The following is a 24,693-nucleotide window of genomic DNA, read 5'->3' on the forward strand; positions in this document are numbered from 1 at the left end:
CTCCGCTGGAAGCGTTTCTGACGGGAATAACAACTGCCTTCACGCCAAAATACGGGAAAAATTCCCACGAAACCACCAATACAATGCGCGCATTGCCGGCGTCTTCCCCATTCAGCCAGTGGAAGCGCCTGAAACCGAGGAAAACACGATGCAGCGCGTTCTGGTTCTGGGCAGTGGCGTGATCGGCGTGGCGAGCGCCTGGTACCTCTCGCGCGCCGGCTTCGAAGTGACCGTGGTCGACCGCGAGGCCGGCCCGGCCCGTGCCACCAGCTTCGCCAACGCCGGGCAGATCTCGCCCGGCTACGCCTCCCCCTGGGCCGCCCCCGGCGTGCCGCTGAAGGCGCTCAAGTGGCTGTTCCAGAAGCACGCCCCGCTGGCGATCAAGCCGACCCTCGACCCGGACCAGTACCTGTGGCTGGCGCAGATGCTGCGCAACTGCACCGCCAGTCGCTACGCGGTGAACAAGGAGCGCATGGTCCGCCTGGCCGAGTACAGCCGCGACTGCATGGACGAACTGCGCCAGGAAACCGGCCTGGCCTGGGAAGGCCGCCGCCTCGGCACCACCCAGCTGTTCCGCACCCAGGCCCAGCTCGACGCGGCCGCCCGCGACATCGCCGTGCTGGAAGAGGCCGGCGTCCCGTACGAAGTGCTCGACCGCGCCGGCATCGCCAGGGTCGAACCGGCGCTGGCCGCCGCCGGCGACCTGCTCGCCGGCGCCCTGCGCCTGCCGGGCGACCAGACCGGCGACTGCCAGCTGTTCTGCGAGCGCCTGGCCGCGCTGGCCAGCCTGCGCGGCGTCGAGTTCCGCTATAGCGCCAACATCGAGGCGATCGAGTCCGACGGCGGGCGCGTCACCGGCGTGCGCATCGACGGCAAGCTGGAAACCGCCGACCGCTACGTGCTGGCCCTCGGCAGCTGGTCGCCGAAGCTGCTCAAGCCGCTGGGCATCCGCCTGCCGGTGTACCCGCTGAAGGGCTACTCGCTGACCATCCCGATCACCGACGCGGCGATGGCCCCGGTCTCCACCGTGCTGGACGAGACCTACAAGATCGCCATCACCCGTTTCGACCGCCGCATCCGCGTCGGCGGCATGGCCGAGGTTTCCGGCTTCGACCTGTCGCTGGACCCGCGCCGCCGCGCCACGCTCGAGAAGTGCGTGCGCGACCTGTATCCGAAGGGCGGCGACATCGAGCGCGCCGATTTCTGGACCGGCCTGCGCCCGGCCACCCCGGACGGCACCCCGGTCGTCGGCGCGACCGCGCTGCGCAACCTGTACCTCAACACCGGCCACGGCACCCTCGGCTGGACCATGGCCTGTGGCTCCGGCCGCTACCTGGCCGACGTGATCGCCCACCGCCCGACCCAGATCAGCCGCGAAGGCCTGGACATCTCGCGCTACGGCGGCGCCGCGGTCGCCGATGCCGGCGGCGAGCCGGTTCCGGCGACAATGTCGCGCTGATCCGGGTCTTCCCCCGCACCCGAAGCCCGGCGCGCCGCGCGCGCCGGCCCGACCGGAGCCGTTCCCCCGCATGCGTCCCGCCCGCGCCCTGATCGACCTGGAGGCCCTGCGCCACAACTACCGCCTCGCGCGACGCCTCGGCGGCGGCCGCGCGCTGGCGGTAGTGAAGGCCGATGCCTACGGCCACGGCGCCGTGCGCTGCGCCGCCGCGCTGGAGCCGGAAGCCGACGGCTTCGCCGTGGCCTGCATCGAGGAAGCGCTGGTGCTGCGCGAGGCCGGCATCCGCAAGCCGATCCTGCTGCTGGAAGGCTTTTTCGAAGCCAGCGAACTGCCGCTGCTGCTCGAACACGACCTGTGGACGGTGGTGCACGCGCCGTGGCAGGTCGAGGCGCTGGAGCACACGCCGTTGCCGCGGCCGCTGCGCGTGTGGCTGAAGCTGGATTCGGGCATGCACCGCGTCGGCATCGATGCGGCCGCCTACGCCGACACCTGGCGCAGGCTGCAGGCGCTGCCCCACGTCGAGGTGGCGGTGAAGATGAGCCACTTCGCGCGCGCCGACGAGCTCGACTGCGCGCGCACCGCGCAGCAGCTGGCCACCTTCGCCGAGGCCACCGCCGGCCTCGGCGGCCAGACCAGCATCTGCAACTCGCCGGCGCTGCTGGGCTGGCCCGACGCGCGCGCCGACTGGGCGCGGCCCGGGCTGATGCTCTACGGCGTGTCGCCGTTCGCGCAGGCGCACGCACTGGCCGCGCAGCTGCACCCGGTGATGACCCTCGAGTCGAAGGTGATCGCGGTGCGCGAACTCCCCGCCGGCGAACCGGTGGGCTATGGCGCGCGCTTCGTCACCGAAGCGCCGACCCGCATCGGCGTGGTCGCGATGGGCTATGCCGACGGCTACCCGCAGTTCGCGGTCAACGGCACGCCGGTGGCGATCGACGGACGCCCCGGCCGCCTGGCTGGGCGCGTGTCCATGGACATGCTGACCGTCGACCTCACCGACCATCCGCAGGCCGGCGTCGGCAGCCGCGTCGAGCTGTGGGGCAACCAGGTCCCGGCCGGCGAAGTCGTCGCGCACAGCCAGACCAGCACCTATCGCCTGCTGTGCGCGGTGAAGCGCGTGCCGCTCGAGTACCGCGGCTGAGCGTCGCGCGCCCGCACGCCGGGCGCGGTGCCTGCATGCGGGTGCCGTGACCGGCGGCACCGCACCACACACACAATCGAACAGCGCTGGCCGTACCCCATGTGCGGCCATGAGGGAGCCAGCGATCCGGAAAGCGCAACCGCGCGGCTCCGGGCGCCTGCTCGAGGTCCGGCTGCAGTCGATGCGCGCGACCTATCATTCCAACGGACAGAACCGCGCGGCGGCGGGCTTCGATCTCGCCGACGGATTCGAAGCTGCGGTTGCGCATGCCGTCGCAGGCGCGCAGCATCGACGGGGTGTTCGCGGTGCAGGCGCGTTTCCCGCGCGAGGGGGTACGGATCGAAGGGCGCAGCAGCGAGTTCGCGCGCACCGGCGACGAAGGCACGACGGCGCGTTTCCACTTCTGCCCGGCGTGCGGCGACACGGTGTATTACCTGATGGACGCGGTGCCCGACGCGGTGGCGATCCCGGTCGGCGCATTCGCCGATCCACGGTTCCCGGCGCCGACCGTGTCCGTCTACGGCGAGCACAAGCACGCCTGGGTGCAGCTGCCGCCCGGTATCGAAGCCTGGGACTGACCCGTGGAGCCGGGCCTGCCCGACTCCCCCGCATCCGGATCGAGACGGGACCCGCACCGCGGGCAATCCGTCCGCAACACACCTGCCCGGAGGTCCCATGAAACGCGTCACCGGCATCGGCGGCATCTTCTTCAAGGCGAAAGATCCGGCCGGGCTCGGCGCCTGGTACGGCAGGCACCTCGGCCTCGACGTGACCGGCTGGGGCGGCGCGCTGTTCCGTTGGGGCGGCGCGGGCAGCGAGGCCGGGATCACGGTGTGGAGTCCGTTCGCGCAGGACACCCGGTACATGGAACCGGGCACGGCCTCCTTCATGATCAACTACCGCGTCGCCGACCTGGACGCGCTGCTGGCCGCCCTGCGCAGCGAAGGCTGCAACGTGCTGGACAGGACCGAGGAGTCGGAGCAGGGCAGGTTCGGCTGGGTGGTCGATCCGGAAGGCAACAAGATCGAACTGTGGCAGCCGGCACCGGGCATGTGATGCGGCGTCGCCGTGCGGCGGTGCGACCGCCGGCAACCCAGCATCCCACCGGCGGGCTTGGCGGTGCCGCCGCGAGGGAGTGAAATGTCGCGCCTGGACCCTACTCCCCCGAGGAACACTTCCATGGAATACCGCTATCTCGGCCGTTCCGGCTTCCGCGTCCCCGTCCTGAGCTTCGGCACCGGCACCTTCGGTGGCAGCGGCGCGCTGTTCAGCGCCTGGGGCAGCACCGACGTCGCCGAAGCGCGGCGCCTGGTCGACATCTGCCTGGAGGCCGGCCTCAACATGTTCGACAGCGCCGACGTGTATTCGAAAGGCGCGGCCGAGTCGATCCTCGGCGAGGCGATCAAGGGCCGCCCGCGCGACTCGCTGATCATCTCGACCAAGGCCACCTTCCGCTTCGGCGAGGGCGAGAACCAGGTCGGCTCCTCTCGCTACCACCTGATCAACGCGGTCGACGCGGCGCTGAAGCGGCTGGGCACCGACTACATCGACCTGTTCCAGCTGCACGGCTTCGACGCGCGCCCGCCTGTGGAGGAAGTGCTGTCGACCCTCGACAACCTGGTGAAGGCCGGCAAGATCCGTTACCTGGGCGTGTCCAACTTCTCCGGCTGGCACCTGATGAAGTCGCTGGCCACCGCCGACCGCTACGGCTGGACCCGCTACGTGGCGCACCAGGCCTACTACTCGCTGGTTGGCCGCGACTACGAGTGGGAGCTGATGCCGCTGGCGCACGACCAGGGCGTGGGCACGGTGGTGTGGAGTCCGCTGGGCTGGGGTCGCCTCACCGGCAAGCTGCGCCGCGGCCAGCCGCTGCCCGAATCCAGCCGCCTGCGTTCGCAGACCGCGGTCGACTCCGGCCCGCAGGTGCCTGAGGAATACCTGTTCCGCGTGGTCGACGCGCTGGACGAGGTCGCCGCCGAAACCGGCAGGACCGTGCCGCAGGTGGCGCTGAACTGGCTGCTGCAACGGCCGACCGTGTCCAGCGTGATCATCGGCGCGCGCAACGAGGAGCAGCTGAAGCAGAACCTCGGCGCGGTGGGCTGGAACCTCACCGCCGCGCAGGTGGCCAGGCTCGATGCCGCCAGCGAGGTGCAGAAGCCGTATCCGTACTGGCACCAGTCCGCGTTCAAGTACCGCAACCCGACGCCGCTGGACTGAGCCGTGCGCGCCGACGCGGGAGCCGGGCTTGCCCGGCCCTGCCGGTGCAGCGGTGCATCCGCCCGTGCTCAGGCCGGGCGGATGCGGCCGCGCGCATCGACCAGGAAGCGCGCCCGCCGGCCCTGGTAGTAGTACGAGGCACGCCAGGTGCCGGCGTCCTCGCCGGTGCCGCGCTCGCACAGCACCGCGATCCGGCCGTCGTCCATCAGCCGGCGGAAGCTGTCCACGTCCAGGTCGAGCGCGCGGGCGACCTGGCGGCCGTCGATTTCCAGCTGAGGTGAAGGCATGCGCCGGTCCCGTCCTGACCCGCAGGATCGCCGCCGGTGGCCGCCTCTGCCTTGATCCCGGTCAGGTGACGGCCATTCGGCGGCAGGACCGGCGGCGGCCCCCGCGACCCGGCCGCGACGGCGATCACCGATAATGGCTGCCCCCCGACTCCCAGCCGTGCCGCGTGACCGCCGACGACGAACCCCTCAAGGCCCTGCTGCTGCCGTTCGACAGTGGCGCGCTGCCGTGGCCGTCGCAGGGAGCGATCGCCTTCCTGCGCGCTCGCGACGGCTGGCCGCTGCGCCGCCGTCCGCTCGCCAACCTGCGCTGCGAGCAGGGCTTCCGCCCGCTGGCCGACGGCCTGCGCCAGGCCGGGCTGGAGGCGCAGCCGGAACTGCAGGGCGCCGGCGAGGCCGCGCTGGTGCTGGTGCTGCCGCCGCGCCAGCGCGAGGAGGCGCAGGCGCTGCTGGCCCGCGCCGTCGACCTGGCGGCGCCGGGCGCGCGCGTGGTCGCCGCCGCCGCCAACGACGAGGGCGCGCGCTCGCGTGAGAAGGACCTGCAGCAGCTGGCCGGCGTCGACGGCACGCTGACCAAGTTCCACTGCCGCGTGTTCTGGACGCCGCCGCTGGCCGGGCCGCGCGATGCGGAACTGGCCGCGCGCTGGCGCGTCGCCGATGCGCCGCGGCCGATCCTGGGCGGACGCTATACCAGCCGTCCGGGCGTGTTCGCCTGGGACCGCATCGACCCGGCCTCGGCGCTGCTGGCGGCGCACCTGCCGGCCGACCTGCGCGGCCGCGGCGCCGACCTGGGCGCAGGCTGGGGCTACCTTTCCGACGAGGTCCTGGGCCGCGCGCCGGCGGTGCAGGCGCTGGACCTGTACGAGGCCGAGGCGCGCGCGCTGGAGCTGGCCCGCGGCAACCTCGCCGCGCACGCGACCAGGGTCGCGCTCGGCTTCCACTGGCACGACGTCACCGCCGGCCTGCCCGCGGACGGTTACGACTTCATCGTCAGCAACCCGCCGTTCCACGCCCACGACCGCGGCGACCGGCCCGAACTGGGCCAACGCTTCATCGAGGTCGCCGCGCAGGCGCTGCGGCCGGGCGGGCGGCTGCTGATCGTGGCCAACCGCCACCTGCCGTACGAGGCCACGCTGGTGCAGGCCTTCGACGCGACGCGGGTGCTGGCCGAGGGCGGCGGATTCAAGGTGATCGAGGCGACGAAGGGAGCGCAGCGTTGAGCAAGTCGATGAAACTGGTGAAGCACCTGGCCAACCTCGGCTATGGCAGCCGCAAGGAAGTGGCCTGGATGTTCCGCGAAGGCCGCGTCACCGACGCCGCCGGCGAGGTGCTGTACCAGGACGATCCGCTGGACCACGACAACGTGCGCGTGGACGGCGAGCCGCTGGACCCGCCACCGGGCCTGGTGGTGATGCTGCACAAGCCGGCCGGCTACACCTGCTCGACCAAGGACAAGGGCCGCATCGTCTACGACCTGCTGCCGCCGCGCTTCCGCCTGCGCGACCCGGTGCTGTCCACGGTCGGCCGCCTGGACCGCGACACCACCGGCCTGCTCCTGCTCACCGACGACGGCGCGCTGCTGCACCGGATCGTCTCGCCGAAATCGCGCCTGCCCAAGGTGTACGAAGCCACCCTGGCGCGGGACCTGCGCGGCGACGAGGCCGAACTGTTCGCCAGCGGCACGCTGATGCTGGAATCGGAAAGCACGCCGCTGCTGCCGGCGGGACTGGAAGTGCTGGGCCCGCGCCGCGCGCGCCTGGTCCTGCACGAGGGCCGCTACCACCAGGTGCGGCGCATGTTCGCCGCGACCGGCAACCACGTCGAGGCGCTGCATCGACCGCAGGTCGGCGGGCTGGCCCTGGACGGGCTGCCGGAAGGGCAGTGGCGCGCGCTTGACGAAGGCGACGTGGCGCGGCTGTTCGCCGGGGCGACGCCGTGAGCCCGGTGCCCGGCGTCGCCCCGCTGCCGTTCGCGCCGCAGGCGGTGGTGTTCGACATGGACGGGCTGATGCTCGACAGCGAGCGCGCGATCAACGCCTGCATGGCCCGCGCCGCGCGCGAGCTGGGCCACGACCTGCCGGACGCGCTGTGGCTGGCGATGGTCGGCAGGGGCGAGGCGGTGTGCCGGGCGATGCTGGCCGGGCGCGTCGGCGAGGACGCGGCCGATGCGCTGCTGGCCCGCTCCGGCGCGCTGTACGACGCGGTGGCCGCGGCCGGCATCGACCACCGGCCCGGCATCGTCGAGCTGCTGCGGCTGCTGGTCGCGCGCGGCATCCCGCGCGCGGTGGCGACCTCCACGCGCCGGCCACTGGCCATCGCCAAGCTCCGGGCGGCCGGGCTGCTGGACTACTTCGACGCGGTCTGCACCAGCAGCGACGTGGCCCGGCCCAAGCCGGCGCCGGACGTGTACCTGCTGGCCGCCGAGCGGCTCGGCGTGGAGCCGGCGCGCTGCCTGGTGCTGGAGGATTCGCCCACCGGCGTGCGTGCGGCGCTGGCCGCCGGCATGACCCCGGTGCAGGTGCCGGACATGCTGGCCCCGGACGAGGAAGTGCGCGCGCTGGGCCACCGCATCGTCGCCTCGCTGGCCGAGGCGCAGCGGCTGCTGGAAGCGCGGCTGGCCGAACAGGCCTGAAGTGGCCGCGCCGGACCGTGGCGCGCGGCTCCGGATCAGGACGCCGCGTCGTCCTCGAACAGCCTGCGCCAGCCCTCGTGGCCGAGCCTGCGCAGGGTCTGGTAGTTGCGCTCGACGATCGGATCCGGCTCCGGATACGCCTCCACCGCGCGGTCGATGCTTTCCTCGCGCAGCAGGTGCAGGGTCGGGTAGGGCGAGCGGTTGCTGTAGTTCTCGATGTCGTCCGGATCGCTGCCGGCGAACCGGTAGTCCGGGTGGAAGCTGGCCACCTGCAGGATGCCGTCCAGCTCCAGCGCCTCGACCAGGGCGTCGGCCTCGTCGAGGAAGTCGTTGTAGTCCATGAAGTCCTGCAGCACGTGCGGATGCACCAGCAGGGTGGTGTCGGTATGCGAGGCCGGCGTGTCGCGCAGGCGCAGCAGTTCCTCGCCCAGGTGCTCCAGCAGCTGCTCCGGGGTGGTCGCGTCGCTGTACTCGAAGCGCACCTGCTCGCGCACGTACACCGACTTGGCGAAGGGGCACAGGTTCAGCCCGATCACCGCCCGTTCCACCCAGCGACGGGTGGCTTCGAGGGCTTCCCCGGCGCCGGGAGGCGGCGCGTTGGCGTCGTCGCCGGCCATCAGTCGCGGAAGTTCTCGAACTGCAGGGGGATGCCGAAGTCGCCCTTGCGCAGCAGGGCGATGGCTTCCTGCAGGTCGTCGCGCTTCTTGCCGTTGACCCGCAGCTTGTCGCCGTTGATCTGGCTGTCGACCTTGAGCCTGGCGTCCTTCAGCGCGCCCTGGATCTTCTTGGCGGTCTCGCGCTCGATGCCCTGCTTGACCGTGATCTTCTGCCGCGCGCCGGCCAGGTTGGTCTCGATGTCGCCGAATTCCAGGCAACGGATGTCGATCCCGCGCGCGGTGAGGCGCTGCTTGAGGATGTCGGTCATCTGCTTGAGCTGGAAGTCGCTGGGCGCCGACTGGCTGATGGTGTTGTCTTCCAGCGCGAACTTCGCGTCCACGCCCTTGAAGTCGAAGCGGGTGGTCAGCTCGCGGCTGGCCTGGTCGACCGCGTTGGTCAGTTCGTGGCGGTCGACTTCGGAGACGATGTCGAAGGAGGGCATGTCGGGCACCGGTGGGAAACAGGATCGCGGCGCATTATCCCACGCCACCGGGCAGGGGCCGCCACGCCGCGGCAGATCCTCGCGGTGGCATCAGCGCGCGGCCGCGCCAAGCTGGGCCAGGTCGGTCGGCTGCTGCCGGCGCACCTGCGGATTGCACGCCTCCAGCGACGACAGCGGCATGTAGCCCCAGCCCACCGCGCCGAAGCCCATGCCCGAGGCGCGCGCGGCCTCGCCGTCGCCGAGCTGGTCGCCGACGTAGAGCACGCGCTGCGGGGCGACGCCGGCGCGGCGCGCCAGCCGTGCCAGCTTGGCGGCCTTGCCGAACAGCGACACGCCACAGACCGTGTCCTCGAACAGCGCCCAGTCGCGCGGACCGAGCACCTGCTCGCAGGTCGCGCGTGCGTTGGAGGTCAGCAGGGCCAGGCGCGTGCCGCCGGCGTGCAGCTCGCGCAGGGCCTCGACCACGCCGGGGAAGGGCGCCACGCGGGTCCGGCGTGCGGCCATGAGCCGCCGCGCCTGGTGGACGATCAGCGGCAGCCGCCAGCCCGGCACCTGCAGATGGCGGACCAGGGCGCGCGCGTCGAGCTGGCGCAGCGTTTCCACCTGCCCCGGTTCGATCCGGGCGAAGCCATGGTGCGGGGCCAGTTCATTGTGTACCTCCAGGAACAGCGCGAACGAGTCGACCAGGGTGCCGTCGAAGTCGAAGGCGACCAGGTCCCAGGGCCGGTCAAGGGCGGATGCGTGCGGGGACGGTGGCGCGACGGTCATCGGAACGGAGGCATGGATGCACGAGCGCGCATCATCCCCGACGGCACACGCGCCTGCTTGAACGGAAGCCTGTCGTGGGAGCCGGCCGTAGCGGATCCTCGGCCAGGCTGCCGCCTGCCGGGCCCGCGACTTCCATCACGCGCACGCCGGCGCGGATCGGCGGACAATACGGGCATGACCCTCCCCCGTTCGAACCTGGCGGCCGCCGGCTGGATGATCGCGGCCGTGGCCAGCTTCTCGCTGATGGACGCGGGCATGAAGCTGCTGTCGGCGCACTACCCGCCGCTGCAGGTGACCCTGCTGCGCGGCGCCGCCTCGCTGCCGTTCGTGCTGGCCTGGGTGCTGGCCACCGCCGGGCCGCGTTCGATCGTGCCGGTGCGCTGGGGCCTGCACCTGCTGCGCGGCGTGCTGGGCATGGCGATGATCGGCTGCTTCGTGTTCGCGCTGAAGCGGATGCCGCTGTCCACCGCGTACACGATCTACTTCGTCGCGCCGCTGCTGGTGGCCGCGCTGTCGGTGCCGCTGCTGGGCGAACGGGTGGGGCCGCGGCGCTGGACCGCCATCGCCATTGGCCTGGTCGGCGTGATCGTGGTGCTGCGGCCCGGCGCCGACGGGCTGGTCTCGCTGCCCGGGCTGATGGTGCTGCTGGCGGCCACCGCCTACGCCGTGGCCGCGGTGACCGTGAGCCTGCTGACCCGCACCGACACGCCGCAGTCGATGGTGGTGTGGTTCTTGCTGATCATGGCCGTGGGCGCCGGCGTGGCCGCGATCCCCGGCTGGGTGCCGCTGCGCCTGGAGCACGCCTGGCTGATCCTGGGCATGGGCCTGGCCGGCGCGCTGGGCCAGGTGGCGCTGACCGCGGCGTTCATGCGCGGCGACGCCTCGATGATCGCGCCGCTGGAATACACCGGCCTGGTCTGGGTGATCGGCTGGGACTGGCTGCTGTGGCGCACCCTGCCGGATGCGATGACCTGGGTCGGCGCGGCGATCATCGTCGCCAGCGGGCTGTACCTGCTGCGGCGCGAACGCGTGACCCGTACTGCCCGCTGCGCGACGCTCGACCAGCCGTGACCACAGCGGCGTGACGCGAAGCCGCGGCGGGACGGGTTAGCCTGCGGGCTGGCCATCCGGAAGCGGACCATGCCCCTGCTGCTTGCCGTGCCGCTGGCGATCCTGCTGGCGCTGTCCCTGCTGCTGGTGCTGCTGCCGCTGTCGCTGTGGCAGCGTTGGCGCCTGGCCGGTTCGCGCCGGCGCGCGCGCGGCTGGGCGATGGCGCTGGCGTGGTGGTCCTCGCTGGGCTCGAGCCTGCTGTTCCTGCTGTTCGTGCTGGTGGCCGGGCACTTCTGGCCCTCGGCCTGGGCCTACGTGGCGCTGGCCTGGCCGGCGGGACTGCTGCTGGGCGCGCTCGGCCATGCGCTGACCCGCTTCGAGCCGACGCCGCAGGGCCTGTACTACCGCTCCAGCCGCGTCATCGCCCTGGGGCTGGTGCTGCTGGTGGCGGTGCGGCTGGGTGCCGGGCTGGTGCAGGGAATGCGCGGCGGCTTCGGCGCGGGCTGGCCGGACAGTGGCTGGCTCAGCCATGCCGGCCTGCTGGCGATCGGCGCGCTGCTGCTGGGCTATGCGACGGCGCAGTCGCTGGGGCTGTACCGGCGCGTGCGGCGGTTCGAACGCCACCGCGGCTACGACCGCTCGCCGGGCTGAGGCGTCCTACCCGGCCTTCCATGCATGAACGAACGGGCCCCGCGGGGCCCGTTCGCGATTGCAGCGGAACCGGCGTGCGTCAGAAGCGCGCGCCGATGCCCACGCCGACGGTCCACGGATCCAGCTTCAGCTTCTCGCCGGTGCCTTCGCCGGCGACGCGGACCTCCGGGCGGCCATGCATGTAGCGCACGTCGGTGCGGGCGAACCAGGTCGGGGTGATGTTGAAGTCCATGCCGATCGTGCCGATCGCGCCCTTGGCGTTGGACAGGCCCACGTGCAGGCCGTCGCCGCCGATGTCCTCGTTGCTGAAGTTGGACTCGTAATAGCCCACGCCCACGAACGGGCGGAACACGTTGTCGGCCTGGCCGAAGTGCCACTGGCCGCTCAGCGCGATCGGCTGCTGCTGCACGGTGCCCAGCTTGCCGACGCCGTCCTGGCGGACGCGGTGGTCGAACTTGTCGGCCGCGCCCCACAGCTCGATGGCGAGGTTGTCGTTGGCGTACCAGCTGGCGCTCAGCGTCGGCGCCGGGCCGCCGTCCACGCGCAGGCCATTGCCCGGGTCGGACGGATTCATGTGGGCGAAGCCGCCGGTGACGGCAAAGCGCTTGCCGGAGGCGGTGTCGGTGGTGGTGTCCTGGGCGAAGGCGGAACCGGCCGCCAGCGCCGGGATCAAGGCCAGGGAGAGGATTCGAATGGACCGCATGGGGAGTTCTCCTGTTGTTGTTCTGGTGCCCTTGGAGTGGGCGCGCCCGACCGTAGTGGCGCGTGGATGAACCTCCGCAGGCTCGCGGACGCATGTCGTCGCGACGGTTCAGGCAGTCGCCGGCAGGCCCCGTGGTTGCTTCATCGCGCGACGTCGCCACGTTCATGCAGCTCATCGGCGGGTGAGCGCGCCGGGGCCGGCGGGTGGCATCGATGCGCCGTGAAAGCACCGGCGCGCGCCTCCGCATCGCGGCACGCCGGAACATGCGCATGCGTACTGAAACGGGCCGTCGCATGCGGCGACGGTCACCGCTGAAACCTGTCCGGGACAGGCTCCACGGGACATCGCGCGGTTTCGTGCGGGAGGTTGGCGGGTGGGGCGAGGCCGGACACAATAGGGGTCTTTCCCCCACGCATAACCGCCGGAGTCCTGGCATGGCCGAAATCAAGGAAGCGCGCGTCCCCGATATCGGGGATTACAGCGACGTCCCCGTCATCGAAGTCCTCGTCGCAGTTGGCGACACCGTCGCCAAGGACCAGGGACTGGTGACGCTGGAGTCGGACAAGGCCACGCTGGAAGTGCCCGCGCCGTTCGCCGGCGTGGTCAAGGAGCTGAAGGTCAAGATCGGCGACACCCTCTCCGAGGGCAGTGTCGTGGCGCTGATCGAGGTCGCCGGCGAGGCCGCGCCCGCCGCGCCGAAGGCCGAAGCCCCGAAGGCCGAAGCCGCGCCCGCGCCGGTGAAGACCGCCGCAACCGGCGCCAGGGTCGAGCCGGTGGCGCCGTCCGCGGCGCCCGACAAGCTGGCCCAGCGCGAGATCGCGCAGGCCGATCGCGTACCGACGCCGTCCGGTAGTGATCCGGAAGCCAATCCGCCGCGCACTCCGCCGGTGGAATTCAACGCTGACAGCGTGCTGCCGGGAAAAGTGCCGTACGCCTCGCCGGCGGTGCGCCTGTTCGCGCGCGAGCTGGGCGTGGACCTGTTCCAGGTCAAGGGCAGCGAACGCGGCGGCCGCATCACCCGCGAGGACGTGCAGCGCTTCGTCAAGGCCGCGCTCGCCGGTGGCGCTTCGCCGTCGGCCCCGGCCGGCGCGGTGGCGGGCGGTGGCGGACTCAACCTGCTGCCGTGGCCGAAGGTCGACTTCGCCAAATTCGGCGAGATCGAGACCCGGCCGTTGTCGCGGATCAAGAAGATCTCCGGCGCCAACCTCGCCCGCAACTGGGCGATGATCCCGCACGTCACCCAGTTCGACCAGGCCGACATCACCGAGCTTGAGGAACTGCGCGTGCAGCTCAACAAGGAGCAGGAAAAGGCCAAGTCCGGCATCAAGCTGACCATGCTGGCGTTCCTGCTGAAGGCCTCGGTCGCCGCGCTCAAGCAGTTCCCCGAGTTCAACGCTTCGCTGGACGAGACCGGCGAGAACCTGACCCTCAAGAAGTACTTCCACATCGGCTTCGCCGCCGATACGCCCAACGGCCTGGTCGTGCCGGTGATCCGCGACGTCGACCGCAAGGGCGTGCTGCAGATCGCCCAGGAAATGGGCGAGCTGGCGAAGAAGGCGCGCGAAGGCAAGCTCGGCCCGGCCGACATGCAGGGTGGCTGCTTCTCGATCAGCTCGCTGGGCGGCATCGGCGGCACCGCGTTCACCCCGATCATCAACGCGCCGGAAGTGGCGATCCTGGGCGTGTCCAAGTCCAGCTTCCAGCCGGTGTGGGACGGCAAGCAGTTCGTGCCGCGCCTGACCCTGCCGCTGTCGCTGAGCTACGACCACCGCGTGATCGACGGCGCCGCCGCCGCGCGCTTCACCAGCTACCTGTCGCAGGTCCTCGCCGACATGCGCCGCGTGCTGCTGTAAGGAGGCATGGACATGGCGAACCTTATCGAGGTGAAGGTCCCGGACATCGGCGACTACAGCGACGTGCCGGTGATCGAGGTGCTGGTGTCCGTGGGCGACACGGTGAAGAAGGACCAGGGCCTGGTCACGCTGGAATCGGACAAGGCCACCCTGGAAGTGCCGTCCTCGGCCGATGGCGTGGTCAAGGAAGTGAAGGTCAAGGTCGGCGACAGGCTGTCCGAAGGCAGCGTCGTGGTGGTGCTGGAAGCCGCCGGTGCCGCCGCGGCCGAAGCGCCGAAGGCGGCCGCGCCGGCCGCCGCGGCTCCCGCACCGGCCGCTGCGCAGGCTCCGGCTGCCGCGCCCGCGGCGGCCCCTGCACCGGCGCCTGCCGCCGGCAGCGCCGGTCCGGTCGAGGTGAAGGTCCCGGACATCGGCGACTACAGCGACGTGCCGGTGATCGAGGTGTTGGTCGCCGTCGGCGACACGGTGAAGAAGGACCAGGGCCTGGTCACGCTGGAATCGGACAAGGCGACGCTGGAGGTGCCGTCCTCGGCCGATGGCGTGGTCAAGGAGATCAAGGTCAAGGTCGGCGACACGCTGTCCGAGGGCGACGTGGTCGTGGTGCTGGAAGGTGCCGCTGCCGCCGCTGCTCCGGCGCCGGTCGCGCCGGGCAGCAAGCCGCCGGTGACCCCGTCGCACCGCGCCCCGGCCGAGCCGCCGGCGCCGAAGCCGGCCCTGTCCACCGGCAAGCCGGCCGACATCGAGTGCCGCATCGTCGTGCTCGGCGCCGGCCCCGGCGGCTACACCGCTGCGTTCCGTGCCGCCGACCTGGGCCTGGATACCGTGCTGGTCGAGCGCTACCCCAGCCTCGGCGGCGTCTGCCTCAACGTCGGCTGCATCCCGTCCAAGGCACTGCTGCATTCGGCCGCGATCATCGAGGAGGCCGCGCATGCCGACGAGTGCGGCATCGAGTTCCCGGCGCCGAAGATCCACCTGGACAAGCTGCGCGCGTACAAGGAAAAGGTCGTCGGCCAGTTGACCAAGGGCCTGGCCGGCATGGCCAAGCAGCGCAAGGTGCGCACGGTGCAGGGCGTGGCGAAGTTCGTCTCGCCCTACGAGCTGGAGGTCGCAGGCGCCGACGGCAAGACCCTTCTGCTGCGCTTCGAGCAGTGCATCATCGCCGCCGGCTCGCAGGCGGTGAAGCTGCCCAACTTCCCGTGGGACGACCCGCGGATCATGGATTCCACCGACGCGCTGGAACTGGCCGAGGTCCCGAAGAAGCTGCTGGTCGTCGGCGGCGGCATCATCGGCCTGGAGATGGCCACCGTGTACAGCGCGCTGGGCGCGCAGGTCACCGTGGTCGAGTTCATGGACCAGCTGATGCCGGGCGCCGACAAGGACCTGGTGAAGCCGCTGGCCGACCGCCTGAAGAAGCAGGGCATCGAGGTGCACCTGAAGACCAGGGCGTCCGGAGTGAAGGCCGACAAGAAGGGCATCACCGTCACCTTCGAATCGGCGGTCGAAGGCCAGAAGCCGGCGCTGGAATCGGGCACCTGGGATCGCGTCCTGGTCGCCGTCGGCCGCGCACCGAACGGGAAGAAGATCGACGCGGAGAAGGCCGGCGTGCAGGTCACCGACCGCGGCTTCATCCCGGTCGACCGGCAGATGCGCACCAACGTGCCGCACATCTTCGCCATCGGCGACATCGTCGGTAACCCGATGCTGGCGCACAAGGCCACGCACGAGGGCAAGCTGGCGGCGGAGGTGGCCGCCGGCGAGAAGAAGGAGTGGGTGGCGCGGGTGATCCCGTCGGTGGCCTATACCAGCCCGGAGATCGCCTGGGTCGGCGTCACCGAGACCGAAGCCAAGGCCAAGGGCCTGAAGGTCGGCGTGGGCAAGTTCCCGTGGGCGGCCAGCGGCCGCGCCATCGGCATCGGCCGCACCGAGGGCTTCACCAAGCTCGTCTTCGACGAGGCGACCCACCGCATCATCGGCGCGGGCATCGTCGGCGTGCATGCCGGCGACCTGATCTCGGAGCTGGCGCTGGCGATCGAGATGGGCGCGGAAGCCGGCGACATCGGCGCGACCGTGCATCCGCACCCGACCCTGGGCGAGACGGTGGCGATGGCCGCCGAGGTCTACGAGGGCACGATCACCGACCTGTACATCCCGAAGAAGAAGTAAGCCGCGCCGGCGGCAACACAAGGAAAAACCCCGGCAATCGCCGGGGTTTTTCCTGTCCGGGCATGGTGCGGCGGGCTCAGAACGCCAGGGTGACGCCCACCACCGGCCCCTTGAAGCGCTGGTCCCAGCCGACGATGCCGTTGCCCAGGCCGTCGCCGCTGACCTCGCGCTTCACGTCCAGGCGGTACCACTCGTAGCCGGCGAACAGGCCGAAGTTGGGGGTGAAGCGGTATTCGGCGATGGCATTGGCGCGGGTGATGCTGCCGTCGTAGTCGTCGAAGTCGCCCCAGTCGGCGTCGAGGTACTGGCCCTGCAGGTTGAGCAGCCAGCGGTCGCCCGGGCGGGCGGTGAAGCGCACACCGACCACCGGGGCGTAGCCGTCCTCGCTGGCGCTGTCGGTCCAGCGGTCGTCGCCGGCCTCGGCCACGAGGCTGGCGGTGGCCTTGGCCCATTCGGCGCCGATCTGCAGGCCGAGGCTGAAGCTGTCGTTCTCGACCACGGCGAAGTCGTAGACCAGGGTGGCCAGCTGGAAGTCGAGCTCGGCCTCCGCGTAGCTGCCGGCCGGGATGGTGGTGGCGTCGAAGGAGATGTCCTCGCCGAGGGTCTCGCGGCGCTTCTTGTCGTAGTTGAAGTAGTCGAAGACCAGGCGGTGGCGGTCGCCCATGCGGAACACGCCGTCCACGCGCGGCACCCATTCCTCGCTGCCGAAGTCGAAGGTCTCGGAGAAGCGGTACGGCTGGTCCTGGTAGGTGGTCGAGGCCGACAGGGTGGTCTCGGCATCGGCGTTCAGCGCGCCCAGGCGCAGGGTGAAACGGTCGGCTTCCTGGGCCTGGACGGCCGGGACGGAGAGCAGGGCGAGGGGCAGGGCGGCGAGCACGGCGGGTCGCATGGGCGGGGAAGTCCTTGGGTGGCGGGACCTCCATGATTCCGGCGGCGCGGTACATGCGCGGTGACGCCGGCATCGATGACGGGTGAAAACGCCGGCGATCGCGCAGCCAACATGGCCGATGCGGACAATAAAAAGGCCCCGGATGGGGTCCGGGGCCTGCAGGGACTGGACCGACGAGGTTCTCCGTCCCCTGCAGGCATCGACCGGCCGGTGCCATGGAAGTTCCATACGCCGGTTGTGCGACCTTCGGCGGTTGTCCCGGAAAATGTCCCGCTGCTATACTTTTGCAGCTCGACAGGGCGCGTTTGCGTCCGGCCTCCCGCCGACTCCCGCAGGTAACCGTCTCGTGCTGAATTCCGTTGCCGCAGGCCGGCGACAGGCCGGCCGCGCGATCGCCTGGCAGGTAGTGGCGACGCTGCTGGTCGCGCTGGCATGCCTCTGGAAGGGGCAGGGCTGGGCCGCGGCCGCGCTCGTGGGCGGTGGTTCGGTGGTCCTGGCGGGATGGATTTCGGCCCGGATAGCGCTGGGGGGCGGCGTGGACGCCGCGGTCCCGGCGCTGACCAGGCTGGTGGCCGGGGTGCTGGCCAAGTGGCTGGTGCTGGTCGCGGCGCTGTCGCTGGGCGTGATCGCCCTGGGGCTGCACCCGCTGCCGATGCTGGCCGCCGCTGCGGCGGTACTGGCGGCGCAGATGGTGGCGCTGGCGGTTCGCCGCTGACGCTGGCCGCTTCATCAATCAGGTTGTTAGAACAGGAAAAACGGACCCATGTCGGCTGAGGCGGAACTGACCCCAACCAGCTACATCCAGCACCACCTGAAGAACCTGACCCAGCCCCTGGGCGAAGGCAGCTTCTGGACGCTGAACGTGGACACCTTCGTGACCGCGGTGCTCATGGGCCTGCTGATGGTGTTCCTGTTCTGGCTGGCGACCCGCAAGGCCACCGCCGGCGTGCCGGGCAAGTGGCAGGCCTTCGTCGAGATCTGCCTGGAGTTCGTCGACCGCCAGGCCCGCGACACCTACCACGGGACCAGCAAGCTGGTGACGCCGATCGCGATCACCCTGTTCTTCTGGATCCTGTTGATGAACCTCATCAAGATGGTCCCGGCCGACTTCATCGCCAAGCCGCTGGAATGGGTGGGCGTGCACTACTGGAAGCCGGTGCCGACCGCCGACGTCAACGCGACCCTCGGCATGTCGTTCAGCGTGTTCTTCCTGATGCTGTTCTTCGCGCTGCGCGCCAAGGGCCTGGGCCACTTCACCGCCGAGTTCCTGACCGCGCCGTTCGGCAAGTGGATGATGCCGTTCAACCTCATCCTCAACATCGTCGAATGGCTCAGCAAGCCGATCTCGCTGGCGATGCGACTGTTCGGCAACATGTTCGGCGGCGAGATCGTGTTCCTGCTGATCTGGGTGCTCGGCGGCGCCGGCATCGCCGGCATGTTCGCCGGCGCGGCCTTCGGCTTCGGCTGGATGATCTTCCACCTGCTGGTGATTCCGCTGCAGGCGTTCATCTTCATGATGCTGTCGATCGTGTACCTCAGCCTGTCCGAAGACAGCCACTGATTTCCCCTGCGTTCCACCCTTCGTTCCCACCGCTTCACCACTCAAGCAATCCGTTCCGGAGAAAACCATGGAAACCGCACTGACCGCCCTCGCTTCCGTCCAGGCTTCGACCGTTCTGGCCATCGGCATCATGATCGGCCTGGCCGCGCTGGGCGCCGGCCTGGGCCTGGCCATCATGGCCGGCAAGTTCCTGGAGTCGGCCGCCCGCCAGCCGGAACTGATCCCGGTGCTGCAGGTCCGCATGTTCATCACCGCCGGCCTGATCGACGCCGCGTTCATCATCTCGGTCGCCGTCGGCCTGCTGTTCGCCTTCGCCAGCCCGTTCCTGGTCGGCGGCCTGGCCCCGTAATTGCCGGTCCGGATCGGCATTTCTACGGCTCTGCCGCCGCCCGCGCCCGCGGAGCGGCGGCAGCAAGCGGGTTAGCCTGCCGGCCAATGCGGCCGCAGGCGCCCTGAGCACAGGCAGAGCGCACCCATGAGCATCAATCTGACCCTTATCGCCCAGGCGCTGGCTTTCGCCGCGCTGATCTGGCTGATCGCCACCAAGATCTGGCCGCCGCTGCTGAAGGCCATCGAGGAGCGCCAGCAGAAGATCGCCGAGGGCCTGGCCGCGGCCGACCGCAGCCAGAAGGAACTGGCGCAGGCGCAGGACAAGGTCAACGAGCTGCTGAAGGAAGCCCGCGTCAAGGCCAACGAGATCATCGACCAGGCCCACGCGCGCGCCAACCAGATCGTCGACGCGGCCCGCGAGGAAGCGGTCGCCGAGGCCAACCGCCAGAAGGCACTCGCCCAGGCCGAGATTGACGCGTCCGCCAACCGCGCCCGCGAGGAGCTGCGCAAGCAGGTTTCGGTGCTGGTCGTGAGCGGCGCCGAGAAGCTGCTGCGTCGCGAGATCGACGCCAACGTCCACAAGTCGCTGCTGGACGAACTGGCTGCCGAGATCTGACGACATGAGCCAGGCCCTCACCCTTGCCCGTCCCTACGCCCGCGCCGCCCATGCGGTCGCGCGCGACGAAGGCCGCGTGGAAGCGTGGTCGCAGGCCCTGGGCTTCGCCGCCCAGGTCGCCGCCGACCCGCGCGTGGCCGGTCTGCTGCTCAATCCGGAGCTGGGCAGTGACCAGGCGGTCGCGCTGCTGGCGCCGGAGGGCGCGGACGCCTCGTTCACCCGCTTCCTGGCCCTGCTGGCCGACGCCGGCCGCCTGCCGCTGCTGGCCGAGATCGCCGGGCTGTTCGAGCAGCTCCGCGCCGAGGACCAGCGCGTGGTCCGCACCACCGTGACCTCCGCCACCGAGCTGTCGGCGCAGGAGCTGGACAAGCTCCGCGAGGCGCTCAAGCGCCGTTTCGGCCGCGACGTGGAGATCCAGACGGCGGTGGACACCGGCCTGATCGGCGGCGCGGTGATCGACGCCGGCGACGTGGTCATCGACGGCTCGCTCAAGGGCAAGCTGGCGCGCCTGCAGACGGCGCTGGCCGGCTGACGGACCGCTCCAGACAGTTCACTTTTCAGGTCGCAGACCCGCCAGGGCGCGCGACTCCAAGGAAACCAACATGGCTACCACGCTCAACCCCTCCGAAATCAGCGACCTGATCAAGACCCGCATCGAGCAGGTCAAGCTGTCCGCCGAGGTCCGCAACGAAGGCACCGTGATCTCGGTCTCCGACGGCATCGTGCGCATCTTCGGCCTGGCCGACGTGATGCAGGGCGAAATGATCGAGCTGCCGGGCAACACCTACGCGCTGGCCCTGAACCTGGAGCGCGACTCGGTCGGCGCCGTGGTCCTGGGCGACTACGAGCACCTGCGCGAGGGCGACGTGGCCAAGACCACCGGCCGCATCCTCGAAGTGCCGGTCGGCCCGGAACTGCTGGGCCGCGTGGTCAACGCCCTGGGCGAGCCGATCGACGGCAAGGGCCCGATCAACGCCAAGCTGACCGCGCCGGTTGAGCGCGTCGCCCCGGGCGTGATCTGGCGCAAGTCGGTCGACCAGCCGGTGCAGACCGGCTACAAGTCGGTCGACGCGATGATCCCGATCGGCCGCGGCCAGCGCGAGCTGATCATCGGCGACCGCCAGACCGGCAAGACCGCCATGGCGATCGACGCGGTCATCAACCAGAAGAACACCGGCATCAAGTGCGTGTACGTGGCGATCGGCCAGAAGGCCTCGACCGTCGCCAACATCGTGCGCAAGCTCGAGGAGAACGGCGCGCTGGCCCACACCATCGTCGTGGCCGCCACCGCCTCCGAGTCGGCCGCCATGCAGTACATCTCGGCCTACGCCGGCTGCACCATGGGCGAGTACTTCATGGACCGCGGCCAGGACGCGCTGATCGTGTACGACGACCTGTCCAAGCAGGCCGTCGCCTACCGCCAGATCTCGCTGCTGCTGCGCCGTCCCCCGGGCCGCGAAGCCTACCCGGGCGACGTGTTCTACCTGCACTCGCGCCTGCTGGAGCGCGCCGCGCGCGTGTCCGAGGAGTACGTCGAGAAGTTCACCAACGGCGAGGTCAAGGGCCAGACCGGTTCGCTGACCGCGCTGCCGATCATCGAGACCCAGGCCGGCGACGTGTCCGCGTTCGTGCCGACCAACGTGATCTCGATCACCGACGGCCAGATCTTCCTGGAAACCGACCTGTTCAACGCCGGCATCCGCCCGGCGGTGAACGCCGGTATCTCGGTGTCGCGCGTCGGCGGCGCCGCCCAGACCAAGATCATCAAGAAGCTGTCCGGCGGCATCCGCATCTCGTTGGCGCAGTACCGCGAGCTGGCGGCCTTCGCCCAGTTCGCCTCGGACCTGGACGAAGCGACCCGCAAGCAGCTCGAGCGCGGCCAGCGCGTCACCGAGCTGATGAAGCAGAAGCAGTACCTGCCGATGTCGATCGCCAACCAGGCGCTGTCGATCTACGCCGTCAACGAGGGTTACCTGGACGACGTGCCGGTGAACAAGATCGGCGCCTTCGAGGAGGGCCTGCACGCCCACTTCGCCAACACCGCCGGCGAGCTGATCGAGCAGATCAACAAGACCGGCGCCTGGAACGACGAGATCGAGGCGGCCTTCAAGAAGGGCATCGCCGAGTTCAAGCAGACCGGTACCTGGTAAGCCGCGCGGCGGGCATGCCCGCCGGGTAGACGCAACCAAGTCCACACGGCGGGCCCCCGGGCCCGCCCCACGGGAAGAAGAGATGGCTGGCGGACGCGAAATCAAAACCAAGATCAAGAGCGTGCAGAACACCCGCAAGGTGACCCGCGCGCTGGAGATGGTCTCGGCCTCCAAGATCCGCAAGGCACAGGACCGGATGCGGACCTCGCGCCCGTACGCGCACGCGATGAAGCAGGTCATCGGCCACCTGGCCCAGGCCAGCACCGACTACCAGCACCCGTTCCTGGTCGAGCGCGAGCAGGTCAAGCGCGTCGGCTACATCGTCGTGTCCTCCGACCGCGGCCTGGCCGGCGGCCTCAACAACAATCTGTTCCGCAAGCTGCTGGGCGAGATCCGCCAGCACAACGAGCAGGGCGTCGAGGTCGACATGGTCACCATCGGCCAGAAGGCGCAGGCCTTCTTCCGCCGGATCAAGGTGAACATGGTCGGCAGCGTTTCCCACCTGGGCGACGTGCCGCACCTGGACGACCTGATCGGCGTGATCAAGGTGATGCTGGACGCGTACACCGAAGGCAAGGTCGACCGCGTGTACGTGGTCTACAACCACTTCGTGAACACGATGAGCCAGAAGGCCACCTTCGACCAGCTGCTGCCGCTGCCGGCGGCGCAGGCCGGGGTGCCGAACCACGACTGGGACTACATCTACGAGCCCGACGCGGCCACGGTGCTGGACCACGTGATCACCCGCTACATCGAGTCGCTGGTGTACCAGGCAGTGCTGGAGAACGTCGCTTCGGAGCACGCGGCGCGCATGGTGGCGATGAAGGCCGCCAGCGACAACGCGACCAAGCTGATCGGCACGCTGAACCTGGTCTACAACAAGGCCCGCCAGGCGGCGATCACCCAGGAAATCTCCGAGATCGTGGGCGGCGCCGCGGCGGTCTGATCCAAATCCATCGGGAGCCACACGCAGCCGCGCGGGGCCCCGGAGAAAAACCTTCGGCGACCCGGGTCGCGAGAATTTTGAGAGTCTGAGGAAAACACCATGAGTCAGGGCAAGATCGTTCAGATCATCGGCGCCGTCGTCGACGTCGAGTTCCCGCGTGCCGAAGTGCCGAAGGTGTACGACGCGCTGAAGGTCGATGGCACCGCCATCACCCTCGAAGTCCAGCAGCAGCTGGGCGACGGCGTGGTCCGCACCATCGCGCTGGGTTCGACCGACGGCCTGAAGCGCAACCTGGTTGCCACCAACACCGGCCGTGCGATCTCGGTGCCGGTCGGCGCCGGCACCCTGGGCCGCATCATGGACGTGCTGGGCAACGCGATCGACGAGGCCGGTCCGGTGCAGGCTTCCGATCACTGGGAGATCCACCGCGCCGCCCCGTCCTACGAGGACCAGTCCTCGACCACCGAGCTGCTGGAAACCGGCATCAAGGTCATCGACCTGATGTGCCCGTTCGCCAAGGGCGGCAAGGTCGGCCTGTTCGGCGGCGCCGGCGTCGGCAAGACCGTCAACATGATGGAGCTGATCAACAACATCGCCAAGGCGCACTCGGGCCTGTCCGTGTTCGCCGGCGTGGGCGAGCGTACCCGCGAGGGCAACGACTTCTACCACGAGATGAAGGACTCCAACGTCCTCAACAAGGTGGCGATGGTGTACGGCCAGATGAACGAGCCGCCGGGCAACCGCCTGCGCGTCGCGCTGACCGGCCTGACCATGGCCGAGTACTTCCGCGACGAGAAGGACGAGTCGGGCAAGGGCAAGGACGTGCTGCTGTTCGTCGACAACATCTACCGCTACACCCTGGCCGGTACCGAAGTGTCGGCGCTGCTGGGCCGCATGCCGTCGGCGGTGGGCTACCAGCCGACGCTGGCCGAGGAAATGGGCGTCCTGCAGGAACGCATCACCTCGACCAAGACCGGTTCGATCACCTCGATCCAGGCCGTGTACGTGCCCGCGGACGACCTGACCGACCCGTCGCCGGCGACCACCTTCGCCCACCTCGACGCCACCGTCGTGCTGTCGCGTAACATCGCCGCGCTGGGTATCTACCCGGCCGTCGACCCGCTGGACTCGACCAGCCGCCAGCTGGACCCGAACGTCATCGGCCACGAGCACTACGACACCGCCCGCCGCGTGCAGGCCACGCTCCAGAAGTACAAGGAGCTGAAGGACATCATCGCGATCCTGGGCATGGACGAGCTGTCGGAAGAGGACAAGCTGGCCGTGTCGCGCGCCCGCAAGATCGAGCGCTTCTTCAGCCAGCCGTTCCACGTGGCCGAGGTGTTCACCGGTTCGCCGGGCAAGTACGTCTCGCTGAAGGACACCATCCGCGGCTTCAAGGGCATCGTGGACGGCGAGTACGACCACCTGCCGGAGCAGGCCTTCTACATGGTCGGCACCATCGAGGAAGCCGTCGAGAAGGCCAAGAAGATCGCCTGAGTGCGATCTTCTCCGGACACTGAGCACAGCGAGGCAGCATGAGCACCATCCGTTGCGACATCGTCAGCGCCGAGCAGGAGATCTTCCACGGCGAGGCCACCCTGGTCGTGGCCACCGGCGAGCTGGGCGAGCTGGGCATCGCGCCGCGGCACGCGCCGCTGATCACGCGGCTGAAGCCGGGCAAGGTGGTGGTGACGCTGCCTGACGGCTCGTCGCTGGACTTCGCCATTTCCGGCGGCATCCTCGAGGTGCAGCCGCAGGTGGTGACGGTGCTGGCCGACACCGCGATCCGCGCCGAGGACATCGACGAGGCGGCGGTGCGCAAGGCGAAGGAAGAGGCCGAGCGCGTGCTGGCCAACCGCAGCGAGGCGATGGATGTGGCCGAGGCGCAGCAGCGCCTGGCCGAGGTCACCGCCCAGCTGCAGGCCCTCGAGCGCCTGCGCCGCAGCCTCAAGCACTGACGCCCCCTCCCGGCCACAGCCGGGCAGGGTTTTCCGCGAACGCCGGCCCTGGGCCGGCGTTCTGCGTTTCTGGAACAGCAGGTCGCAACGGCAACAGCATTGGGGCGCGTGGGCTTCGGACGGAGCCGCGGCAGCGCGGGGGGCGCCGGGAATGAACGGGGGCGCCGGCGACGTCCGGTGCGTCGCCACGCGCCAGCTGCCTCACCGCATCGCACTGCGACCTG

At 70.2% G+C, this 24,693-nt stretch carries 27 protein-coding genes; 21 read left to right on the forward strand and 6 right to left on the reverse strand.

The genetic code is table 11. The features are described 5' to 3' along the window. Positions 1-148 precede the first annotated feature (148 nt). The 5 genes from PSEJ35_RS0104535 to PSEJ35_RS0104555 all read left to right on the forward strand — a co-directional run bounded on the left by PSEJ35_RS0104535 (position 149) and on the right by PSEJ35_RS0104555 (position 4,817). Positions 149-1,459: a D-amino acid dehydrogenase gene (locus PSEJ35_RS0104535; RefSeq protein ID WP_028916764.1), complete on the forward strand. Its 1,311-nt coding sequence runs from the start codon at positions 149-151 to the stop codon at positions 1,457-1,459. Between the two features lie 70 nt (positions 1,460-1,529). After that, complete coding sequence (alr, locus tag PSEJ35_RS0104540) at positions 1,530-2,600, forward strand: alanine racemase (protein WP_028916765.1); 1,071 nt, start codon at positions 1,530-1,532, stop codon at positions 2,598-2,600. Positions 2,601-2,866: 266 nt separating this feature from the next. Then, positions 2,867-3,178, forward strand: a complete 312-nt coding sequence (locus tag PSEJ35_RS15390; protein ID WP_051412498.1) for a GFA family protein — start codon at positions 2,867-2,869, stop codon at positions 3,176-3,178. Between the two features lie 97 nt (positions 3,179-3,275). Then, positions 3,276-3,656: a VOC family protein gene (locus tag PSEJ35_RS0104550; RefSeq protein WP_028916766.1), complete on the forward strand. Its 381-nt coding sequence runs from the start codon at positions 3,276-3,278 to the stop codon at positions 3,654-3,656. A 123-nt stretch (positions 3,657-3,779) separates the two neighbouring features. Next, positions 3,780-4,817: an aldo/keto reductase gene (locus PSEJ35_RS0104555; RefSeq protein WP_028916767.1), complete on the forward strand. Its 1,038-nt coding sequence runs from the start codon at positions 3,780-3,782 to the stop codon at positions 4,815-4,817. A 68-nt stretch (positions 4,818-4,885) separates the two neighbouring features. Here the strand turns inward: PSEJ35_RS0104555 and PSEJ35_RS0104560 are convergent, their stop codons facing one another. Beyond that, complete coding sequence (locus PSEJ35_RS0104560) at positions 4,886-5,104, reverse strand: DUF6522 family protein (RefSeq protein ID WP_028916768.1); 219 nt, start codon at positions 5,102-5,104, stop codon at positions 4,886-4,888. A 164-nt stretch (positions 5,105-5,268) separates the two neighbouring features. Here PSEJ35_RS0104560 and PSEJ35_RS0104565 point away from each other — a divergent pair, with 164 nt between their 5' ends. The 3 genes from PSEJ35_RS0104565 to PSEJ35_RS0104575 are packed head-to-tail and all read left to right on the forward strand — an operon-like array spanning position 5,269 to position 7,732. Next, on the forward strand, positions 5,269-6,321 hold the full coding sequence (locus PSEJ35_RS0104565) for a class I SAM-dependent methyltransferase (protein ID WP_028916769.1): 1,053 nt from the start codon (positions 5,269-5,271) through the stop codon (positions 6,319-6,321). A gap of 8 nt (positions 6,322-6,329) precedes the next feature. Then, positions 6,330-7,040 carry a 16S rRNA pseudouridine(516) synthase gene (locus PSEJ35_RS0104570; protein ID WP_028916770.1) on the forward strand — a complete coding sequence of 237 codons (711 nt, stop codon included), beginning with the start codon at positions 6,330-6,332 and terminating at the stop codon, positions 7,038-7,040. Positions 7,041-7,045: 5 nt separating this feature from the next. Further along, positions 7,046-7,732, forward strand: a complete 687-nt coding sequence (locus tag PSEJ35_RS0104575) for an HAD family phosphatase (RefSeq protein ID WP_037082468.1) — start codon at positions 7,046-7,048, stop codon at positions 7,730-7,732. Positions 7,733-7,767: 35 nt separating this feature from the next. Here PSEJ35_RS0104575 and PSEJ35_RS0104580 read toward each other — a convergent pair whose 3' ends face one another. The 3 genes from PSEJ35_RS0104580 to PSEJ35_RS15395 form a co-directional block, all read right to left on the reverse strand. After that, on the reverse strand, positions 7,768-8,349 hold the full coding sequence (locus PSEJ35_RS0104580) for a DUF1415 domain-containing protein (RefSeq protein WP_028916772.1): 582 nt from the start codon (positions 8,347-8,349) through the stop codon (positions 7,768-7,770). After that, positions 8,349-8,831, reverse strand: coding sequence for a YajQ family cyclic di-GMP-binding protein (locus tag PSEJ35_RS0104585; RefSeq protein ID WP_028916773.1), 483 nt, complete (start codon positions 8,829-8,831; stop codon positions 8,349-8,351). Before PSEJ35_RS0104585 ends, PSEJ35_RS0104580 begins: the two co-directional genes overlap by 1 nt. A gap of 90 nt (positions 8,832-8,921) precedes the next feature. Next, positions 8,922-9,599, reverse strand: coding sequence for an HAD hydrolase-like protein (locus PSEJ35_RS15395; protein ID WP_051412499.1), 678 nt, complete (start codon positions 9,597-9,599; stop codon positions 8,922-8,924). Positions 9,600-9,773: 174 nt separating this feature from the next. Here PSEJ35_RS15395 and PSEJ35_RS0104595 point away from each other — a divergent pair, with 174 nt between their 5' ends. Together PSEJ35_RS0104595 and PSEJ35_RS0104600 are read left to right on the forward strand one after the other, a co-directional pair. Continuing rightward, on the forward strand, positions 9,774-10,670 hold the full coding sequence (locus PSEJ35_RS0104595; RefSeq protein ID WP_028916774.1) for a DMT family transporter: 897 nt from the start codon (positions 9,774-9,776) through the stop codon (positions 10,668-10,670). Positions 10,671-10,739: 69 nt separating this feature from the next. Then, positions 10,740-11,300, forward strand: a complete 561-nt coding sequence (locus tag PSEJ35_RS0104600; RefSeq protein WP_028916775.1) for a hypothetical protein — start codon at positions 10,740-10,742, stop codon at positions 11,298-11,300. A gap of 79 nt (positions 11,301-11,379) precedes the next feature. On the opposite strand, the gene PSEJ35_RS0104605 is transcribed toward PSEJ35_RS0104600, so the two are convergent. Continuing rightward, the gene (locus PSEJ35_RS0104605) at positions 11,380-12,003 is read right to left on the reverse strand and encodes an OmpW family outer membrane protein (RefSeq protein ID WP_028916776.1); all 624 of its coding nucleotides are present in this window, start codon (positions 12,001-12,003) and stop codon (positions 11,380-11,382) included. Positions 12,004-12,437: 434 nt separating this feature from the next. On the opposite strand from PSEJ35_RS0104605, the gene aceF reads away from it, so the two are divergent. Beyond that, positions 12,438-13,856 carry a dihydrolipoyllysine-residue acetyltransferase gene (gene aceF, locus PSEJ35_RS0104610; protein ID WP_028916777.1) on the forward strand — a complete coding sequence of 473 codons (1,419 nt, stop codon included), beginning with the start codon at positions 12,438-12,440 and terminating at the stop codon, positions 13,854-13,856. A gap of 12 nt (positions 13,857-13,868) precedes the next feature. Next, positions 13,869-16,019, forward strand: a complete 2,151-nt coding sequence (lpdA, locus tag PSEJ35_RS0104615) for a dihydrolipoyl dehydrogenase (protein WP_084635441.1) — start codon at positions 13,869-13,871, stop codon at positions 16,017-16,019. A 76-nt stretch (positions 16,020-16,095) separates the two neighbouring features. Here lpdA and PSEJ35_RS0104620 read toward each other — a convergent pair whose 3' ends face one another. Beyond that, a complete protein-coding gene (locus PSEJ35_RS0104620) occupies positions 16,096-16,908 on the reverse strand; it encodes a hypothetical protein (protein WP_028916779.1) in 813 nt (270 codons plus the stop codon). Between the two features lie 346 nt (positions 16,909-17,254). On the opposite strand from PSEJ35_RS0104620, the gene PSEJ35_RS0104625 reads away from it, so the two are divergent. From PSEJ35_RS0104625 to PSEJ35_RS0104665, 9 genes are all read left to right on the forward strand, one after another. Continuing rightward, positions 17,255-17,623, forward strand: a complete 369-nt coding sequence (locus PSEJ35_RS0104625; RefSeq protein WP_028916780.1) for an ATP synthase subunit I — start codon at positions 17,255-17,257, stop codon at positions 17,621-17,623. Between the two features lie 48 nt (positions 17,624-17,671). Then, positions 17,672-18,469, forward strand: a complete 798-nt coding sequence (gene atpB / locus PSEJ35_RS0104630; protein ID WP_024869949.1) for a F0F1 ATP synthase subunit A — start codon at positions 17,672-17,674, stop codon at positions 18,467-18,469. A 67-nt stretch (positions 18,470-18,536) separates the two neighbouring features. Beyond that, positions 18,537-18,818 carry a F0F1 ATP synthase subunit C gene (atpE, locus tag PSEJ35_RS0104635; protein ID WP_013534007.1) on the forward strand — a complete coding sequence of 94 codons (282 nt, stop codon included), beginning with the start codon at positions 18,537-18,539 and terminating at the stop codon, positions 18,816-18,818. A 126-nt stretch (positions 18,819-18,944) separates the two neighbouring features. Next, positions 18,945-19,415, forward strand: a complete 471-nt coding sequence (locus PSEJ35_RS0104640; protein ID WP_028916781.1) for a F0F1 ATP synthase subunit B — start codon at positions 18,945-18,947, stop codon at positions 19,413-19,415. A 4-nt stretch (positions 19,416-19,419) separates the two neighbouring features. Beyond that, positions 19,420-19,947 carry a F0F1 ATP synthase subunit delta gene (locus PSEJ35_RS0104645; protein ID WP_028916782.1) on the forward strand — a complete coding sequence of 176 codons (528 nt, stop codon included), beginning with the start codon at positions 19,420-19,422 and terminating at the stop codon, positions 19,945-19,947. 70 nt (positions 19,948-20,017) lie between these two features. Then, the gene (gene atpA, locus PSEJ35_RS0104650) at positions 20,018-21,565 is read left to right on the forward strand and encodes a F0F1 ATP synthase subunit alpha (protein ID WP_028916783.1); all 1,548 of its coding nucleotides are present in this window, start codon (positions 20,018-20,020) and stop codon (positions 21,563-21,565) included. 82 nt (positions 21,566-21,647) lie between these two features. Next, complete coding sequence (atpG, locus tag PSEJ35_RS0104655; protein ID WP_028916784.1) at positions 21,648-22,511, forward strand: F0F1 ATP synthase subunit gamma; 864 nt, start codon at positions 21,648-21,650, stop codon at positions 22,509-22,511. Positions 22,512-22,610: 99 nt separating this feature from the next. Next, a complete protein-coding gene (gene atpD, locus PSEJ35_RS0104660; RefSeq protein WP_028916785.1) occupies positions 22,611-24,008 on the forward strand; it encodes a F0F1 ATP synthase subunit beta in 1,398 nt (465 codons plus the stop codon). Between the two features lie 38 nt (positions 24,009-24,046). Further along, entirely contained in the window at positions 24,047-24,469 is a 423-nt protein-coding gene (locus PSEJ35_RS0104665) for a F0F1 ATP synthase subunit epsilon (protein WP_028916786.1), read from the forward strand. Positions 24,470-24,693: the final 224 nt, after the last annotated feature.

It is taken from the genome of Pseudoxanthomonas sp. J35 (assembly GCF_000513995.1).
GTDB lineage: Bacteria > Pseudomonadota > Gammaproteobacteria > Xanthomonadales > Xanthomonadaceae > Pseudoxanthomonas.

Coding starts and splice junctions, on each gene's coding strand:
- PSEJ35_RS0104535 (WP_028916764.1), top strand. CDS start 149: ATGCAGCGCGTTCTGGTTCTGGGCAGTGGCGTGATCGGCGTGGCGAGC.
- alr (WP_028916765.1), top strand. CDS start 1,530: ATGCGTCCCGCCCGCGCCCTGATCGACCTGGAGGCCCTGCGCCACAAC.
- PSEJ35_RS15390 (WP_051412498.1), top strand. CDS start 2,867: ATGCCGTCGCAGGCGCGCAGCATCGACGGGGTGTTCGCGGTGCAGGCG.
- PSEJ35_RS0104550 (WP_028916766.1), top strand. CDS start 3,276: ATGAAACGCGTCACCGGCATCGGCGGCATCTTCTTCAAGGCGAAAGAT.
- PSEJ35_RS0104555 (WP_028916767.1), top strand. CDS start 3,780: ATGGAATACCGCTATCTCGGCCGTTCCGGCTTCCGCGTCCCCGTCCTG.
- PSEJ35_RS0104560 (WP_028916768.1), bottom strand. CDS start 5,104: ATGCCTTCACCTCAGCTGGAAATCGACGGCCGCCAGGTCGCCCGCGCG.
- PSEJ35_RS0104570 (WP_028916770.1), top strand. CDS start 6,330: ATGAAACTGGTGAAGCACCTGGCCAACCTCGGCTATGGCAGCCGCAAG.
- PSEJ35_RS0104580 (WP_028916772.1), bottom strand. CDS start 8,349: ATGGCCGGCGACGACGCCAACGCGCCGCCTCCCGGCGCCGGGGAAGCC.
- PSEJ35_RS0104585 (WP_028916773.1), bottom strand. CDS start 8,831: ATGCCCTCCTTCGACATCGTCTCCGAAGTCGACCGCCACGAACTGACC.
- PSEJ35_RS15395 (WP_051412499.1), bottom strand. CDS start 9,599: ATGACCGTCGCGCCACCGTCCCCGCACGCATCCGCCCTTGACCGGCCC.
- PSEJ35_RS0104595 (WP_028916774.1), top strand. CDS start 9,774: ATGACCCTCCCCCGTTCGAACCTGGCGGCCGCCGGCTGGATGATCGCG.
- PSEJ35_RS0104600 (WP_028916775.1), top strand. CDS start 10,740: ATGCCCCTGCTGCTTGCCGTGCCGCTGGCGATCCTGCTGGCGCTGTCC.
- PSEJ35_RS0104605 (WP_028916776.1), bottom strand. CDS start 12,003: ATGCGGTCCATTCGAATCCTCTCCCTGGCCTTGATCCCGGCGCTGGCG.
- aceF (WP_028916777.1), top strand. CDS start 12,438: ATGGCCGAAATCAAGGAAGCGCGCGTCCCCGATATCGGGGATTACAGC.
- lpdA (WP_084635441.1), top strand. CDS start 13,869: ATGGCGAACCTTATCGAGGTGAAGGTCCCGGACATCGGCGACTACAGC.
- PSEJ35_RS0104620 (WP_028916779.1), bottom strand. CDS start 16,908: ATGCGACCCGCCGTGCTCGCCGCCCTGCCCCTCGCCCTGCTCTCCGTC.
- atpB (WP_024869949.1), top strand. CDS start 17,672: ATGTCGGCTGAGGCGGAACTGACCCCAACCAGCTACATCCAGCACCAC.
- atpE (WP_013534007.1), top strand. CDS start 18,537: ATGGAAACCGCACTGACCGCCCTCGCTTCCGTCCAGGCTTCGACCGTT.
- PSEJ35_RS0104640 (WP_028916781.1), top strand. CDS start 18,945: ATGAGCATCAATCTGACCCTTATCGCCCAGGCGCTGGCTTTCGCCGCG.
- PSEJ35_RS0104645 (WP_028916782.1), top strand. CDS start 19,420: ATGAGCCAGGCCCTCACCCTTGCCCGTCCCTACGCCCGCGCCGCCCAT.
- atpA (WP_028916783.1), top strand. CDS start 20,018: ATGGCTACCACGCTCAACCCCTCCGAAATCAGCGACCTGATCAAGACC.
- atpG (WP_028916784.1), top strand. CDS start 21,648: ATGGCTGGCGGACGCGAAATCAAAACCAAGATCAAGAGCGTGCAGAAC.
- atpD (WP_028916785.1), top strand. CDS start 22,611: ATGAGTCAGGGCAAGATCGTTCAGATCATCGGCGCCGTCGTCGACGTC.
- PSEJ35_RS0104665 (WP_028916786.1), top strand. CDS start 24,047: ATGAGCACCATCCGTTGCGACATCGTCAGCGCCGAGCAGGAGATCTTC.